This is a genomic window from Luteibacter sahnii, assembly GCF_034063545.1.
GTDB classification, from domain to species: domain Bacteria; phylum Pseudomonadota; class Gammaproteobacteria; order Xanthomonadales; family Rhodanobacteraceae; genus Luteibacter; species Luteibacter sahnii.
Map to the genome: position 1 here is coordinate 63,605 of NZ_JAQLOK010000004.1, position 16,374 is coordinate 79,978.

Sequence of the window (16,374 nt, forward strand, 5' to 3'; positions counted from 1 at the left end):
GCTGGAGTCGCCCGCAACGCGGGCGCCCACACGAGCCGCGCCTCGACCGGGTGAGCCTCACGGCGTGCACGGCGCGAGCGAGGCCGCGCCGCCGGGACCGCCGATACGATCGCCGTCCACCCCTTCGGTGGCTGAGGTGTCGGCGCCATGGATTGCCCGAAGGACGGGCGCCTACGGCGTGACGAGATCCGAGGGCTCGGCCGGCTCGCCCTTGTGAAGAAACGGATGGGCGAACACGGCGCCGAGGATCACCGCCACGCCGAGATAGAAGGTCCAGCCCAGTTCCCGCTGTTCTCCCAGGAGGGGGATCGCTAGCACGATCGCGTAGACCGGCTCCAGGTTGGTGATCATCTGGGTGGCGAACGCTGACAGGTGCCGCAACGCGGACAGGGCCAGGGCGAACGGAAGCAGCGTGCAGCCGAACGCCAGCAGCAACACCAGAAGGCCATCGTGGAGATCCGGCAGCACGAACGTCGGGGTGGCGAGCGGGCCGGCCAGGGTGATGAACAACGTGCCCGCGCCCAGTTCAAGGAAGGTCACCGTCAACGCGTCGGCGTGTTCGATGTAACGCTTGTTGAGCGCGCCGAAGAAGGCAACGAAGATGGCCGATAGCACGCCCATCGCGAGTCCCATCCGCATGTCGCCAGGAAGGCCGCCGGCGACCAGCGCGACGCCCGGCACGACCGCGGCACCGATCAGCAGCTCTCTGGGTTCGAAGCGCCGCCCTGCGATCCAGGGTTCCACCAAGGCCAGGAACACCGGGCAAGTGGCGATGCAGGTGGCCGCCACCGAGGCGTTGGCCAGCTTGATCGCGCCATAGAACGTCAGCCAATGCAGGGCCACGATGACGCCGATGCCGGCGTAGATCAGGCGCAATCGCCACGGGGTGGCCCGCAGCCCTCGCCATACGCGCGGCACGCAGAGCAGCGCGCCCGACACGAGCAGCATGCGCCACCACACCAGCGGGATGGCGGCCAGGGTGATCGACTTGCCGAGGATCGCGGTAAAGCCCCAGAGCAGGACGCAGAAATGGATATGCAGGAAGGCTTTGCGGGTCGGCGACATGCCGCGAAGCTTACGGCATCACCGTGACGATGTGGGGTCCGGCGCCTCGCCTTTTCGGCCGGGAATGGACGGCTGAAAAGGCGAACGGGTTACTTGGCGGACGCTTTCGGCGGCGTTTTCTTCAGGTCGTCCAGCAGCGGCTTGCATTGCGTCGCGTCGGCCTTGCCGCTCTCGGGCACCGCCAGCGGCAGCAGCGCGGCCACCGGCGCGGCGAACACCGCCAGCGCCACCGCGCCGCCCCCGCGCAGGATCAGCGGGCCAGCGTGCACGCCGGGGGAGGGGTTCTTGAACGTGCCATGCACGTAAAGCGGCGAGCGCAGCGAGAAAAGGCGGAAGCCCTTGGTATGCGGCACGATGTCGAGATTGAGCTTTTCGTCGCGGAAATCGATATCGCCCGTGACGTTGATCAGCGCCTTCTCGGTATCGAAGGCGAACAGGCGCGACGCCATGACGCCGTCGGTGGAGACGAGGTCCGCGGCCATGCAGTTGATTTTCACCACGTCATCGCCGAACAGCTTGTTGACGACGTAATTGCCGACGTTGAGGCCGGCGATTTCCAGCAGCGACGAACTGATGGCGCCGTCGTTGATCAGCAGCTTGACCTCGCCGTTCGAGCTACCCAGCAGCGCGGCCGGCGAATTGCCGGTGGCGGTGAGCGAGGCGTCGCCGTTGACTTCGCCGAAGCTGGTCTTCATCGGTTCGAAGCTGGGGAACAGCTCCTTGAGCTTAAGGTGGCGGGCGCCGAGGTTGAGGCGTCCCTTCATCGGCGACGACGAGCCGTCCAGGCGCAGGTTGCTGCCCACGGTGCCGCCGGCGACGCCGAACTTCAGCGGATCGAGGGTCAGCACAGCGTCCTTCATCACCAGGTGCGTATCGAGGTTTTCGATGGGCAGGCGTTCGCCGTGCACGATCTTCGCGCCGGTAAAATGCACGTCAGCGTCCATCGCGTTCCAGCGATCGGTCTTGAACGGTTCCACGGGAAGTACCTTGTCCGCCGGCTGCTTGACGGCGTCGCCCCGTTCCGCTTTTTCGGCGTTCGTGCCACCGCCGATCAGGGGCGCGAGGTCGCTGAACAGCAACTGGCGGGACTTCAGCGTACCGGTGAGGCTCGGCCGCGGCCCACCCGTGTCGAACACCAGTGTGCCGCCGAGATCGCTGCCGCCCACGCGCCCGCTGAAATTCTCGTAGGTGAACTTGCTGGCGCCCTTTTTCAGGTTGGCGATGAGGTGACCTTCGGTAGCGAAGGGCGGCGTATCCGGCAGGGTGACGCCGGTGAGATCGTAGAGATGGGACATGCTCGTGCCCGAGAACCACAGGCGGATATCGAGCGCGCCAAGGTTCATCGGATCGGTCAGCGTGCCGACGAACGCGATGTGCGTGTCGCCAAAGCGCGTATCCGCCTGCACGGGGAAAGGCCGCTTCGCGTCGCGCAGCGCCAATACGCCACCGGTGCGTGCCTTGGCCTCCACCGTGGACTTCTTGTACGTGCCCTTGGCATCCCAGGCGAACCAGTAAAGCTGCTGACGCTTGGTGTCGTCCTGGCGGTCCTTCTCGTCACCGTCGCCACGGGCCATGGTCTTCTCGCTGGCGCCGGTGGTCTTGCGGGCCTGCGCCCGCGAGTCCTTCTCCTGCTGGTCCATGATCTGGTCGAACGGGATACCCTGGCCAAGTGGCGTCACGTCGATGCCCGTGGCGATCTGGTTCTGGGCGTCGCTGAAGTCGATGTGGCCCTTGTCGAAGGCGATGGCGTTGAGTTCGAGCTGCCATTGCGAGGGGCCGCTGCTTTCGGGCAGCTTGAACGTCCAGGTGTTGTCGCCGCTCTTCTGGCGCTCCAGATCGATCGTCGGCTCGCCCAGCCGCACTTCGGGGATGACGATGCGATGGGCGATGAGCGGGAAGGGCGACAGGCGGAAATCGATGGTCTTCAGCGAGGCGAATCGGTTGTTCTTCGCCCAGCTCGGGTTGGTCACCACGATGTCGCGGGCAGTGAAATGCGGCCAGGGAATCCACCCCACGAGTCCGCCCTCGCCGGGCTCGCGGGCCCAGTGCGCCGTGATGTCGCCCTGGATCGCGAACGGACGGCCGATGGCTTCAGAGACCTTTTCGTTGATCGTGGGCTTGAGCCGGTTCCAATCGAAGAACGCGATGAACAGGATCACCGCCACGATGAGGAGGACCAGGATCCCCCCAACCCACGTCAGAATTTTCCTGGCTCGCCGCATCAGTCCGCTCTCCTCTCCCGACATCCCGCGGCAAGGGTAAGCGTGGAGCGTGGCAAGGTTATGTGTTTGCGGCGGCGAGCCGTTAAGCCTCGTGGTCTGGTCGTCCGTCCAAGCCGCGCCGTCTAGCGCGCCTGCCAGTACCCGGTGGCCTTGACCGCGTCCTTGTCGATGCCCCGTGTCTCGACCAGCAGCGAGCGCAGGGTGCGGGCGCGGGCGGATTCCACGGCGACCCACCAGAACGTATCGCCCTTGGGCAGGGGCATCGTCGCCAGCGTTTCGTCCAGCGATGGCGCCTGCCCTCGAACGAACCAGCGCACGTCGCGGGCCAGGGCCTGTCGCTCGTCGAGAGAGGGGACTTCCGCCAGCACGGTAACCCGGTGTTCCGCAGGCATCTCCTCCAGCCAGCGACCGATGGCGGGCAGGGCGGTCTCGTCGCCGACGAGCACATAATGATCGTAATCGGCCGGCACGATCATCGAGCCCCGGGGGCCGCCGACGCCGAGGCGGTCGCCCGGTCTGGCGCGATCCGCCCAGGTCGACGCCGGGCCCTCGCCATGGATGACGAGGTCGATGTCGAGTTCGAGGGTGTCCGGGCGGAAGGCTCGGGGTGTGTAGTCGCGTGCGGGGGACGGGGTTTTGCCCTCCGGATAGACGGGGCCCTCCGGGCCCATCGTGGGCAGGTTGAGTTCGCCGTCCGGTGTGGGAAAGAACAGCTTGACGTGATCGTCGGGCGATGCGGACGGGAATCCGGTCAGCTCGGTCCCGTGCAGGGTGATGCGGACCATTCGCGGTGTGAGCCGCGTGACGCCCACGACCTCCAGGATGCGCATTTTCACCTCGTGCCTGACGCGCTGGATCGCGTGACGCTCGCTCATGCCTCACGCTCCGCGATGGCTTTCGCCGCGTTCGCTACGATGGCCGCCACGCGCTGCACTTCGGCCTCGTCCCAACCCTTGTGATGGTTGAGGAGCTGGTGTTTCAGCCCGTGCATGGCTTCGCGGACCGCGTCGGGCACGCCCATGCGGCGCATGTGCCGCGACATGACCTGCAGGCGCTCGATGAGCGCATCCAGGTTATGGCGGTTCTCGTCGAGGAACGCCTTGCCCTCCCCGGTGATGGCGTAGAGCTTTTTGCCGCCGGTCTCGGCCTCGACCCGGGCGTAGGCCAGTTCCTCGAGCATCGTCAGGGTGGGATAGATGGCACCCGGGCTCGGGCTGTACTGGCCGTCGAACATATCTTCGATCGTGCGGATCAGTTCGTAGCCGTGGCGCGGTTGTTCTTCGATAAGGGCGAGCAGCAAGAGCCGCAGGTCGCCCGTGCCGAACATGCGTCCACCGAAGCGTCCACCGCCGCGGCCACCGCGCATGCCGTCCCTGTCGTCGAAACCGAACGGGCCCCCGCCGAACCGCCCGCCGCTCCGGCCCATGGCCGCCATGGGCTCGTGGAAGTGGTGCCTGTCATGCTGGAAAAAGTGCATAGCGCTCTCCGATATATCGTACGTAGTAAGCGTAAGATATATCGTAAGAAACACTCTTGCAATATCCCGATCCGCCTGCGTGCTGTGCACTGCCGTGGTCGGTCCTTCGACACTGCGTCGCACCGGCGCAGGCCGGTGCCCATAGACTCAGTCCCTTGGGCGAGACGCGTGGCCGCCCTCAACCGAAAGTGAAAGTGAAGGCGTGGAAGTTCGCCTTCGGCACCTTGATCGTCAGTACGTGGTCTTTGTAACCGTCGCCGTCGAACAGGGTGTAGAGCATCGACGCCTGCACGGTCACGGGCGGCTGCGGCTTGCCGTCGACGAGCACCTCAAGGGTGATCGGCGTGTTCGCGCTGGCGACCATGTGCACTTTCTTTGCCTTGAAATGCAGGCGGATTTCACCGCTGGGGCCGACCAGGCTCGCGTTCTCCCGGCCGATTTCCCAGCGACCAACGAGGGCGAAGCGATTCAGGTCCAGGCGCGATGGGGCGGTGAAGTCGCGCGTGCCGGTGCGGTCGCCTTCGGGGCTGGCGTTGTTCTGGCTGCGATCGCTGCCGAAGTACATCTCCGGCGAACCGAGCTGGGTGAAGTCCGGTGCGTCCTGGTCGGCGCCGCCCTTGTCGTCCAGGCGCGGCAGGCCCAGCAGCGTGCGGATAGCGTTTTCCATCTCCATGTAGTTGCCCTCGCCGTAATGGTGGGCGACCACGTTGCCGCGCTGGTCGACGAGGTACTCGGCCGGCCAGTACTTGTTGTCCCAGGCGTCCCACGTCTCCAGGTCGTTGTCCTGGGCCACGGGATAGTGGATGCCGAAGCGCTTGATCGCGTCGCGGACGTTCGCCTCCTGCTTTTCGAAGGGGAATTCCGGCGAATGCACGCCCACCACCACCAGGCCTTTGTCCTTGTACTGGTCGTACCAGCGGGTGACATGGGGCAGCGTACGCAGGCAGTTGATGCAGGAGTACGTCCAGAAGTCGATCAGCACGACCTTGCCGCGCAACGACTTCATCGTCAGCGGCTTGGTGTTCTGCCATGCGGCGATGCCGGCGAATTCGGGGGCCGTCTGGGCGGCGAAGGCGGGCAGGGCGGCCGCCACCAGGGCGACGACGATCAGGGCCTTGCGGAGGAAGTGGCGCATGAAAACTCCGTGGTTCTTGGGGGTGCCGTGAACAGACCGGCCGGGGCACCGACACCTTACAGCGGCCCGGTGCGCTAAAATCCGCGCTTCGCCAGCCCCGTGAGCCAGCCCAGCGCCATGACCTCGATCAAGCAGGACGACCTCATCCAGAGCGTCGCAGACGCCCTCCAGTACATCTCCTACTACCATCCGGTGGACTACATCCGGAATCTCTCCGCCGCGTACGAGCGGGAGGCTTCCCCGGCCGCGAAAGACGCCATCGCGCAGATCCTCATCAACTCGCGCATGTGCGCCGAGGGCCACAGGCCCATCTGCCAGGACACCGGCATCGTCACCGTCTTCCTCAAGATCGGCATGAACGTGCGCTGGGACGATGCCACGATGGGCGTCGAAGAGATGGTGAACGAGGGCGTGCGCCGGGCGTATAACCATCCGGACAACAAGCTGCGCGCGTCGGTGCTGGCCGACCCCGCCGGCAAGCGCACGAATACCCGGGACAACACGCCCGCCGTGGTCAACGTGTCGGTCGTGCCGGGCGACACCGTCGACGTCATCGTCGCGGCCAAGGGTGGCGGTTCCGAAGCGAAATCGAAGTTCGCCATGCTCAATCCGTCCGACTCGATCGTCGACTGGGTGCTCAAGACCGTGCCGACCATGGGCGCGGGCTGGTGCCCGCCGGGCATGCTCGGCATCGGCATCGGCGGCACGGCCGAAAAGGCCATGCTGCTGGCGAAGGAAGCCCTGATGGAGCCCATCGACATCACCGACCTCATCGCGCGCGGGCCGTCCAACCGGGCCGAAGAGCTGCGCCTGGAGCTGTATGACAAGGTCAACGCGCTGGGCATCGGCGCGCAGGGCCTGGGTGGCCTCACCACCGTGCTCGACATCAAGGTGAAGGATTACCCGACCCATGCCGCCAACCTGCCGGTGGCGATGATCCCCAATTGCGCCGCCACGCGCCACGCGCACTTCGTGCTCGACGGCACCGGTCCGGTCGCGCTCGATCCGCCGTCGCTGGACGACTGGCCGAAGCTTACCTACGACGCGTCCAAGGGGCGCCGGGTAAACCTCGACACGGTCACGCGCGAGGACGTCGCCAGCTGGAAGCCGGGCGAGGTGATCCTACTCAACGGCAAGCTGCTCACCGGTCGCGACGCCGCGCACAAGCGCATGATCGACATGCTCAACCGGGGCGAAACGCTGCCGGTCGACTTCACCAACCGCTTCATCTACTACGTCGGCCCGGTCGACCCGGTGCGTGACGAAGTGGTCGGCCCGGCCGGTCCCACCACGGCCACGCGCATGGACAAGTTCACCCGCCAGATGCTCGAAACCACGGGATTGCTCGGCATGGTCGGCAAGTCCGAGCGCGGGCCCACGGCGATCGAGGCCATCCGCGACAACCGGGCCGTCTACCTCATGGCGGTTGGCGGAGCGGCCTATCTCGTGTCCAAGGCGATCAAGGCCTCGCGCGTGCTGGCCTTCGAAGACCTCGGCATGGAAGCGATCTACGAGTTCGAGGTGCAGGACATGCCGGTGACCGTGGCGGTGGACTGCCAGGGTACGTCGGTGCACCAGACCGGGCCGAAGGAATGGCGCACGAAGATCGGCAAGATTCCGGTCGTCGTCGAATAACCGGCGCATCGTCCCGCGCGTGATCGGCAGACACGATCGCGCGCGGGGCACGCCGCAAGGTATCGGCCTGCTGACGATCCGGCCGCAGCCAGCCCGGTGCGGGCGACGCGGCGCCTCGCACTGTCGAGACAGCGGCCTCACTTCCCCGATCCGCCCTGAGGGTTCGCGGATGCAATCCCCCTTCACCGGGCTCTCGCTCCTACATCGCGAGGCGCTGGGTGTGCCTCGCGATCTGCTCGTCTTCTTCCGTGCGCATCACGCGAGTCTGGAAGCGCCCGATCCAATGCAGGCCCGACACGATGGCCTCGCGCGTCACCGCGTCGTTTTCACCGATGCCGCCGGTGAACACCAGCAGGTCGAGCCCGCCCAGCGACGCGACCATCGCCGCCACCTGCTTGCGCGCGACATGCACGAACACGTCCTGCGCGAGGCGGGCGTTGTCGTCGTTCATCGCGTGCAGTTCGCGCATGTCGCTGGTGCCGCCCGACAGCCCCTTCAGCCCCGACTCGCGGTCGACGAGCGTCTCCAGCCTCGCGGCGTCGTAGCCCCTCTCGCGCATGAGGTACAGCAGTACGCCGGGATCCAGATCCCCGGGCCGCGTGCCCATCACGAGGCCTCCCGTCGGGGTGAGGCCCATCGTGGTGTCGATCGAGCGGCCGTCGCGTACCGCGCACAGGCTTGCGCCGTTGCCCAGGTGGGCGATCACCGTGCGTGGAGGCAGCGCGTCGCCCAGCTGCCGCACGATCGATTCATACGACAGCCCGTGAAACCCGTACCGTTCGATGCCGCCCTCGCGCAGGTTCGCAGGCAGGGGCAGGGTCCGGGCGACCTTCGGCAGGCTGGCGTGAAACGCGGTGTCGAAACACGCCACCTGGGGTCGCTCGGGAAACGCCTCGCGTGCCCGCCGGACCATCGCCAGGGCCGGTGGCACGTGCAGCGGCGCGAACGCCTCGGCCTCGGCCAGGTGGGCCATCACCTCATCGCCGATCCGCGTGTGTGTGCGCACGTTAGGGCCGCCGTGCACGAGCCGATGGCCGATGGCGTCCGGCTCGGGCAGCGACCTTGACCGCAACGTCGCCATGACCGCGTCGACGGCGTCGCCGCCGGGGGTATCCGTCTGGTCGGCGAACAGGGGCTGGCACGCGTCGCCGTCGACACGGTAAAGGCCGTACTTCAACGACGACGAGCCGGCGTTGAGGGCGAGCACGATCATGCCTCGGGCTGCCATTGCCAATCGCGCACGTCGGGGAGGTCTTGCCCATGTTCGCTCACGTAGAGCTTGTGCCGCTGGATATCGGACCAGTAGCGCTGCGCCGCCTTCTTGCGTTCGCCGGCGAAACGTGGCACGCGGTTGATGACGTCGAGGGCGAGCTGGAAGCGGTCCATGTTGTTGAGCACCATCATGTCCAGGGCCGTCGTGGTGGTGCCTTCTTCCTTGTAGCCACGCACGTGGATGTTGTCGTGGTTGTGCCGGCGATAGGTCAGCTTGTGGATGATGCCGGGGTAGCCGTGGAAGGCGAAGATCACCGGACGGTCCCGGGTGAACAGGTCGTCGAACACGTCGTCGTCCATGCCGTGGGGATGCTCGTCCGGCGTCTCCAGCGACATCAGGTCGACCACGTTGACGACGCGGATGCGGATGTCCGGTACGTAGTCGCGCAGCAGCATCACCGCCGCCAGCACCTCCACGGTGGGGGCGTCGCCCGCGCAGGCCATCACCACGTCGGGGTCATCGCCGCCGCGGCCCGCCCACTCCCAGATGCCGGCCCCCGCCGCGCAATGACGCACGGCGCTTTCCATGTCGAGCCACTGCCAGTCGGGCTGCTTGCCCGCCACGATCACGTTGACGTAGTGCCGGCTGCGCAGGCAGTGGTCCGCCACCGAAAGCAGGCAGTTCGCGTCGGGCGGCAGGTAGACGCGCACGATCTGTGACTTCTTGTTCGCTACGTGGTCGATGAAGCCCGGGTCCTGGTGCGAGAAGCCGTTGTGGTCCTGGTGCCACACGTGTGAACTGAGCAGGTAATTGAGCGACGCGATCGGCGGCCGCCACGCCATCTGTCGCGTCACCTTCAACCACTTCGCGTGCTGGTTGAACATCGAATCGATGATATGGATGAACGCTTCGTAGCACGAGAAGAAGCCGTGGCGGCCGGTGAGCAGGTAGCCCTCCAGCCAGCCCTGGCACTGGTGCTCGCTGAGCATCTCCATCACGCGGCCATCCGGTGCGAGGTCGATGTCGACCGCCTCGTACTCGCCGAGCCACGTCTTGGGGCTGGCCTCGTAGACGGCCTCGAGGCGGTTCGAGGCCGTTTCGTCGGGGCCGAACAGTCGAAAGCTCGTCATGTTCCGCCGCATCACCTCGCGCAGGAACCGACCCAGTACGCGCGTCGCTTCGGCCTTGTGGTCGCCCGGGGTCGTCACGATTTCGGCGAAATCGTGGAAATGGGGCATGTGCAGGGGCGTGTACAGCAGACCGCCGTTCGCATGCGGGTTCATGCCCATGCGCCGGCGGCCGGTCGGCGCCAGCGAGGCGAATTCCTCGCGGAAGCGGCCCTGCTCGTCGAACAGTTCGTCGGGTTGATAGCTCTGCATCCAGCGCTCGAGGATCCGCACATGATCGTCGTTCTCGAACGTCGCGATGGGCACCTGGTGCGAGCGCCACGTGCCTTCCACGGGCTTGCCATCGACCTCTTTCGGACCGGTCCAGCCCTTGGGCGAGCGCAGCACGATCATCGGCCAGCGCGGACGCTTTGCCTGCGCGGCGTCGCCACGGCGGGCCTCGGCCTGGATGCGCGCGATCTCGTCGAGGCATCGATCGAGCGTGGCGGCGAAGGCCTGGTGCATGGGCTCGAACTCGTGGCCTTCGACGACGTGCGGCTCGTAGCCGTAACCGCGCATGAGGTCGCGCAATTCGTCCGGCTCCAGGCGGGCGAGCACCGTCGGGTTGGCGATCTTGAAGCCGTTGAGGTGGAGGATCGGCAGCACCGCGCCATCGCGGGCGGGGTTGAGGAACTTGTTGGAATGCCAGCTCGTGGCCAGCGCGCCGGTTTCCGCCTCGCCGTCGCCGACGACGCAGGCGACGATGAGATCGGGATTGTCGAACGCCGCGCCGAACGCGTGCGAGAGCGAGTAGCCCAGTTCGCCGCCTTCGTGGATCGAGCCGGGGGTTTCCGGCGCGACGTGGCTGGGGATGCCGTACGGCCACGAGAACTGGCGGAACAGCTCGCGCATGCCCGCAGCGCTGCGCTCGATATGCGGATAGATCTCGGTATAGGAACCTTCGAGATAGGTATGCGCGACCAGTCCCGGTCCGCCGTGGCCGGGGCCGATCACGTAGATCATGTCCAGGTCGCGCTCGACGATCGCGCGGTTGAGGTGGGTGTAGATGAAGTTGAGGCCGGTGGTCGTGCCCCAGTGCCCGAGCAGGCGATGCTTGATGTGCTCACGAGAGAGCGGCTCGTCGAGCAGAGGATTGTCGCGCAGGTAGATCTGCCCGACGGAGAGGTAATTGGCGGCGCGCCAGTACGCGTGCATGCGCCGCAGCAAATCGGGCGATAGCGTCTTCTCGTTCATGGGATTTCCGGAGGGACGGGGCTTCGGAAAGCCTAGGCCCGCCGGGATGGCGGGCACGTGAAACGCTATCGGGCCGCGCCGACCGCGCGCGTATTGCGTTCCATGATCTGCATCGCGTCGTCCGACGTCTGGTGCACCTGGCGCGGCGGGGGCGTCGTGTCGCGCAGTCGCTCGCGTGCGGCGAGCTCACGCGCCACCTTCTCGTCGGCCAAACGACTCGCCCGCACCGGTCGGGGCATCGCGGAGGACGGAGGCGTCGGTGCGACCTGCGTACGGAACGTGTCCGGCATGGCCGTGGTGGCTGCGGCGTTCGTCGTGGCCTCCCGCGAGTGGGTCATTTTCCAGCCGAACAGGCCCAGCAGAAGCAGGATCGCCACGCCCAGGCCGACCGGCAGCAGCGCGGACGACGCGGCACCGGTGCGGGCCGCGGTCCGCCTGCCGCCTCGCGTCTTGCGGCGCGACGGCGGCAGGCTCGCGTCGAGATGGTCGGGCAGCTTGAGCATGACCCGGAGCAGGTCGGCGTCCACGAGCTGAAGGCGCGGTTGCCGGCGCGCGAGCGTCTGCGCCTTCTGGGTGAAACGGCGGCGCGTCAGCAGGATGCCGCCGGTCGAGGCCTCGTTGAGCATCGTGCTGAGCAGTTCGCTCAGCTCGGGGGCGTCCACGTCGGCGGTTTCGTCGCCCGGACACACCAGCACCACCGACTCGCTGCCGCGATGCAGGCGCAGGTCGAGTCCCTGGCCGATCGCCTTGAGCGACACCACCGGCGCGGCCCGCTCCACGCGAAACCCCTGGTCGCGGTAATGCTCGGACACGAGATGTTCAAAATCCTGCCAGCTCAGCAGCACGAGTGCATCTTTCGAGCCGGGCGAGGGGATGTGCGCCGCGAACATGTTGAAGGTCACTTGCCGGTTTAGCCGGGCATGATACCGCTAAGGCGTAGCCAGCATCGCGTCCATCGCGCGCTCGACCTGCTTGTCGGTGGCGCCGGGATGCACGACCACGCAGCAGCCGCCCTCGGCCGCCGTGTGCGTCGCGATCGGGCAGCACACCTTGCCGTCGCTGGCACGCATGGCCGGGGGCGTAAAGCGAGGCGCGTCGTAGCGTCGAACGAGTTGCTGCCCGTCCTGGGGACCGCCTGCCATGATGGTGAGCCATTGATACATGGGGCGAGTATCGGGGAGTTCCCGTCGTCGCGGAAGCACGTTTTCGGCTAGGTCAGCAGATGGGCCGGCGCGCGTTGCCGCAACGTTTTCCGGCAGGCGCCGAGTGTCGCCTGGCCGAAGCCCTGACGAGGGGTCGCGAGCAGCGCGGCGTCCGTACCGACCAGACCCTGTTCGGCGAGCACGTCGAGCATCGCGAGCTGGCTTCCGGCGAGCAGTGCGCGGCCCAATGGCGTGCGCGCCCCCGCATCGGCGGGGTCGGCGCGCTCGGCCAGCGCCTGCACCACGCGGGACGGAAACGACCAATGCCGGGCCGCGTGCAACGAGAGGCGCTCCACCTGGCGGGCGAGCGACGCGACGAAGGGGCGGCTGAATTCGAGGCCGAGCATATCGTCGCGGCGGGCCAGCTCCGCCAGCACGGTCTGCGCCGCGACATGGCCCACCATGCCCGCGAGGAACGGCTCGAGCGCCATGTCGTCGGCCCCGTGGAGCACGGCGCAGGCGTGTGCGCAACGCTCGGCGTGTTCCCAAAGGCGGTCGCCCGCGAGTCGACTCGCCGGACCGGCGTCGCTGCGCAGGAGGGGCCGCACCGTGGCGCGGGCCACCTCACGAAGCATCCCGTCCGGGCCCATCGCCGTCGCGGCCTCGGCCAGCGTCGACACGTCGTGCCCACGGCGATAACGCGGCCCGTTGGCGACGCGCAGTATGTCGCCCGCGAGCGTCGGATCGCTCTGTATCCAGGCGAGCACGGCGCGAGCATCAGGACCATCGCTTCGTTGAGAGCGCATGACCAGAGGCAGGATCGCGCCGACGCGGGGCAGGGTGGCCGCGTCCACCCGCTCGCCGCCGAACGCGTCACGGACCCGTCTCAGCACCGCCTGCTCGGCGAACGAGGGCGCCCGCGCCGACGAGGGAGGAAAACCGAACACGAGGCGGTAGAAGCGGTCCTCGATGTCCGCGGCGTCGACCGTGTCCATCGCGTCGACCGCTTGCGTGGGCTCGGTCGGCACCGCGTCGAACGGCGGCCAGGCGACCGGGCCGGGCAAAACCGGAAGGACGGGGGCACGACGGCCGAACCACTTCCTGAAGAACCGGCCGATCACGGCGGCACGTCCTCGTGTCATGGGGAGTCGAAACGAGTATAGGCCGCGCGTTCTAGAATGACGCATGACTATCGTCCCACCGAGTCGCCTCGTGCTGCCCCAGGGCGACTGGGTGTCGCTGATCGACTTCCTGCTTTCACGGTTTCCTCGCATCTCGCGGGTGGACTGGCTTGACCGGATGGCGCGCGGCACCGTCCGTCTCGACGGCAACGCGGTGGCGAGCGACGCGCCGTACCGCGCGGGCGCCACGCTGACCTATCGCCGCGAGGTGGCGGCGGAGCCTCGCATACCGTTCGACGAAACCGTGGTGCATGCGGACGACGACCTCGTCGTGGCGGACAAGCCGCCATTCCTCCCGGTCATGCCGACGGGCGCACACGTGGAGGAGACCTTGTCGGCGCGCCTCATCCGACGCCTGGGCCATCCGGACCTGGTCGCGCTGCACCGGCTCGACCGTGAGACGGCCGGTCTGGTGATCTTTTCCGCGCGCCCGGCGACGCGCGACGCCTACGCGGCGCTGTTTCGCGAGCGGCGCATCGTGAAGGTGTACGAGGCCTGGGCGCCGCCGATGCCCGGGCGGGTGTTTCCGTTCGAGCATGCCAGCCGACTGGAGCGCGGCGAACCGTTTTTCCGTATGCGTCAGGCGCCGGGCGCCCCCAATGCGGTAACGCGGGTGGACGTGATCGCCCGCGACGCCGACCGCTGGCTCTATCGGCTCGAACCGGTCAGTGGCCGCAAGCACCAGCTGCGCGTGCACATGGCGACGCTGGGCGCACCGATCGAAGGCGATGCGTATTACCCGGTACTCCGGCCGGAGGGGGTAGGGTTCGATCGTCCGCTACGGTTGCTCGCCCGTGAGCTTCGCTTCGTCGATCCGCTGAGCGGTGTCGAGCGGGTGTTCCGGAGTGAGCGGGCGTTCTGCTGAGTTCTTCACTGGTCAGACCAATTCCATGGCTGGGCGAGCCGGTTCGGCGTAGATTGTGCGTCATGTTGCTACGTTGGTCAGACCAAAAAAACCGTTGGGCGGGCGGCATGTCGTGTTGACGCTGTCCGCCCTCGCCACGCGCATCGACGCGATGATCGACGCCGGTCGCTTCGCGCCTGGGGACCGGCTGCCCGCCGAGCGTCCGTGGGCGAGCGAGCTCGGCGTGTCGCGTTCGCAACTGCGCGAGGCTATCAAGCAACTGGGCAGCCGGGGCCGCCTGACCAGCCGCCGGGGCGGGGGCACCTACGTCACCGCCCCCGGGGACGTCGACCCGATACGTGAGGCGTTGCTTCCGCTTGAGACGCTCGCGCAGAGCGAGTCGGGCTATTGGCGGGATGTCATGGAGATCCGCCAGTCGCTCGAAGGCGACGCGGCCGCGCACGCCGCATCGCGCGCCGACCCTGCCGACCGCAACGCGATGACCGCCGCCTACGACAGGCTGTCGGCGGGCTTGCTCGCGGAACATCCGGCCGACGCCGGCTCGCCGCTTGCCTTGGCGACGCTTGATGCCGCGTTCCATCGCAGCATCGCGCGGGCCGCCCGCAACGTGGTGCTCTACCAGGTCATGACGGGCCTGGAGGGCCTGCTCGCGGCCAGCATTTCCGACACGCTGGTCCGACTGTATCGCCTGCCGGGCGTGGCCGTGCGCCTCGACGCCCAGCATCGGCGCATCCTCGACGCCGTGCTCGACGGCAAGCCGGATGCCGCGCGCGCCGCGGCGCTGGATCATCTGCGTTTCGTCGAAGACCGCATCGAGCATCTGCAGCAGAACGCCGAGCGTCATCGGCGCACGTTGAACGCCTTGCGTCACCTTCCTATGGACACCCCATCGCCGCCATGATCATCTCCTCGACCACCGATTATCGCGAGGCGGCCCGACGCCGGCTGCCGCCGTTCCTGTTCCATTACATCGACGGCGGTGCCTACGCCGAGCAGACCATGCGCCGCAACCAGGACGACCTGCAGGCGTTGTCGCTGCGCCAGCGCGTGCTGAAGGGCGTCGGTTCGGTCGATCTTTCCACGGAGATCCTCGGCGAGTCGTTCGCCTTGCCCGTCGTGCTGGGACCGGTCGGGCTGACCGGCATGTATGCCCGTCGTGGCGAAACACAGGCGGCCCGCGCGGCCATCTCGCGCGGCGTCACCTTCACGATGTCGTCGGTGTCGGTGTGTCCGATCGAGGAGGTGCAGCCGACGCTCGAACGACCCATGTGGTTTCAGCTCTACGTGCTCCGGGATCGTGGCTTCATGAGAAACGCGCTCGATCGCGCATGGGCGGCGGGCATCCGTACCCTGGTGTTTACGGTCGACATGCCGGTGCCGGGCGCGCGTTACCGCGATGCCCATTCGGGCATGTCCGGTCCGCGCGGGCCGCAGCGCCGGATGCTCCAGGCCATGCTGCATCCCGGCTGGGCCTGGGACGTCGGTGTCATGGGGCGTCCGCACGACCTGGGCAACGTCAGCGCGTATCTCAAGAAGAAGACCACGCTCGAAGACTACGTCGGCTGGCTCGGCGCCAACTTCGATCCGTCGATCGGCTGGCGCGATCTCGAATGGGTGCGCGAGTACTGGAAGGGACCGATGGTGCTCAAGGGCATCCTCGATCCGGAGGACGCCCGCGACGCCGTGGCGTTCGGCGCGGACGGCATCGTGGTGTCCAACCACGGCGGGCGGCAGCTCGATGGCGTGTCGTCGACGGTGCAGGCCTTGCCACGCATCGCGGATGCGGTAGGTGACGACCTGACCGTCCTGGCGGACAGCGGCATCCGCTCCGGCCTGGATGTGGTGCGGATGATCGCGCAGGGCGCCCGGGGCGTGCTGCTCGGCCGCGCCTACATCTACGCCCTGGCGGCCGCGGGCGAGCAGGGCGTCGCCCGCCTGCTCGACCTGATCGCGAGCGAAATGCGTGTCGCCATGACCCTGACCGGTGCACATGCGATCGCCGACATATCGCGCGACAGCCTGGCATCCGTGGCAGGGGCGTAAGGGCACGGGGTTCCCCTCACCCGGCCGCGGGCGCAA

General features: G+C 67.4%; 14 protein-coding genes. 4 read left to right on the top strand and 10 right to left on the bottom strand.

Annotation, left to right across the window (positions count from 1 at the left end; translation table 11 throughout):
- Window positions 1-171 precede the first annotated feature (171 nt).
- The 5 genes from PI246_RS13170 to PI246_RS13190 form a co-directional block, all read right to left on the bottom strand.
- Window positions 172-1,065: a DMT family transporter gene (locus PI246_RS13170; RefSeq protein WP_320551765.1), complete on the bottom strand. Its 894-nt coding sequence runs from the start codon at window positions 1,063-1,065 to the stop codon at window positions 172-174.
- A gap of 89 nt (window positions 1,066-1,154) precedes the next feature.
- Complete coding sequence (locus PI246_RS13175) at window positions 1,155-3,311, bottom strand: AsmA family protein (RefSeq protein WP_320551766.1); 2,157 nt, start codon at window positions 3,309-3,311, stop codon at window positions 1,155-1,157.
- 98 nt (window positions 3,312-3,409) lie between these two features.
- On the bottom strand, window positions 3,410-4,162 hold the full coding sequence (locus PI246_RS13180; protein ID WP_320551767.1) for a siderophore-interacting protein: 753 nt from the start codon (window positions 4,160-4,162) through the stop codon (window positions 3,410-3,412).
- Window positions 4,159-4,764: a PadR family transcriptional regulator gene (locus PI246_RS13185; protein WP_320551768.1), complete on the bottom strand. Its 606-nt coding sequence runs from the start codon at window positions 4,762-4,764 to the stop codon at window positions 4,159-4,161. Before PI246_RS13185 ends, PI246_RS13180 begins: the two co-directional genes overlap by 4 nt.
- Window positions 4,765-4,942: 178 nt before the next feature.
- Complete coding sequence (locus tag PI246_RS13190) at window positions 4,943-5,899, bottom strand: thioredoxin family protein (protein WP_320551769.1); 957 nt, start codon at window positions 5,897-5,899, stop codon at window positions 4,943-4,945.
- 117 nt (window positions 5,900-6,016) lie between these two features.
- Between PI246_RS13190 and PI246_RS13195 the strand changes: the two genes are divergently transcribed.
- A complete protein-coding gene (locus PI246_RS13195; protein WP_320551886.1) occupies window positions 6,017-7,534 on the top strand; it encodes a fumarate hydratase in 1,518 nt (505 codons plus the stop codon).
- Window positions 7,535-7,733: 199 nt separating this feature from the next.
- Here PI246_RS13195 and PI246_RS13200 read toward each other — a convergent pair whose 3' ends face one another.
- The 5 genes from PI246_RS13200 to PI246_RS13220 form a co-directional block, all read right to left on the bottom strand.
- The gene (locus PI246_RS13200) at window positions 7,734-8,747 is read right to left on the bottom strand and encodes an acetate/propionate family kinase (RefSeq protein WP_320551770.1); all 1,014 of its coding nucleotides are present in this window, start codon (window positions 8,745-8,747) and stop codon (window positions 7,734-7,736) included.
- Window positions 8,744-11,107: a phosphoketolase family protein gene (locus PI246_RS13205; protein ID WP_320551771.1), complete on the bottom strand. Its 2,364-nt coding sequence runs from the start codon at window positions 11,105-11,107 to the stop codon at window positions 8,744-8,746. Before PI246_RS13205 ends, PI246_RS13200 begins: the two co-directional genes overlap by 4 nt.
- Before the next feature lie 65 nt (window positions 11,108-11,172).
- Entirely contained in the window at window positions 11,173-12,009 is an 837-nt protein-coding gene (locus tag PI246_RS13210; RefSeq protein WP_320551772.1) for a restriction endonuclease, read from the bottom strand.
- 27 nt (window positions 12,010-12,036) lie between these two features.
- On the bottom strand, window positions 12,037-12,270 hold the full coding sequence (locus tag PI246_RS13215; RefSeq protein WP_320551773.1) for a hypothetical protein: 234 nt from the start codon (window positions 12,268-12,270) through the stop codon (window positions 12,037-12,039).
- 47 nt (window positions 12,271-12,317) lie between these two features.
- The gene (locus PI246_RS13220; protein ID WP_320551774.1) at window positions 12,318-13,391 is read right to left on the bottom strand and encodes an HDOD domain-containing protein; all 1,074 of its coding nucleotides are present in this window, start codon (window positions 13,389-13,391) and stop codon (window positions 12,318-12,320) included.
- 43 nt (window positions 13,392-13,434) lie between these two features.
- Here PI246_RS13220 and PI246_RS13225 point away from each other — a divergent pair, with 43 nt between their 5' ends.
- The 3 genes from PI246_RS13225 (at window position 13,435) to lldD (ending at window position 16,338) form a co-directional block, all read left to right on the top strand.
- Window positions 13,435-14,295: a pseudouridine synthase gene (locus tag PI246_RS13225; protein ID WP_320551775.1), complete on the top strand. Its 861-nt coding sequence runs from the start codon at window positions 13,435-13,437 to the stop codon at window positions 14,293-14,295.
- Window positions 14,296-14,407: 112 nt separating this feature from the next.
- Entirely contained in the window at window positions 14,408-15,196 is a 789-nt protein-coding gene (locus tag PI246_RS13230; protein ID WP_320551776.1) for an FCD domain-containing protein, read from the top strand.
- Entirely contained in the window at window positions 15,193-16,338 is a 1,146-nt protein-coding gene (lldD, locus tag PI246_RS13235) for an FMN-dependent L-lactate dehydrogenase LldD (RefSeq protein WP_320551777.1), read from the top strand. The genes PI246_RS13230 and lldD overlap by 4 nt, the downstream gene beginning before the upstream one ends.
- The last annotated feature ends 36 nt before the right edge of the window (window positions 16,339-16,374 follow it).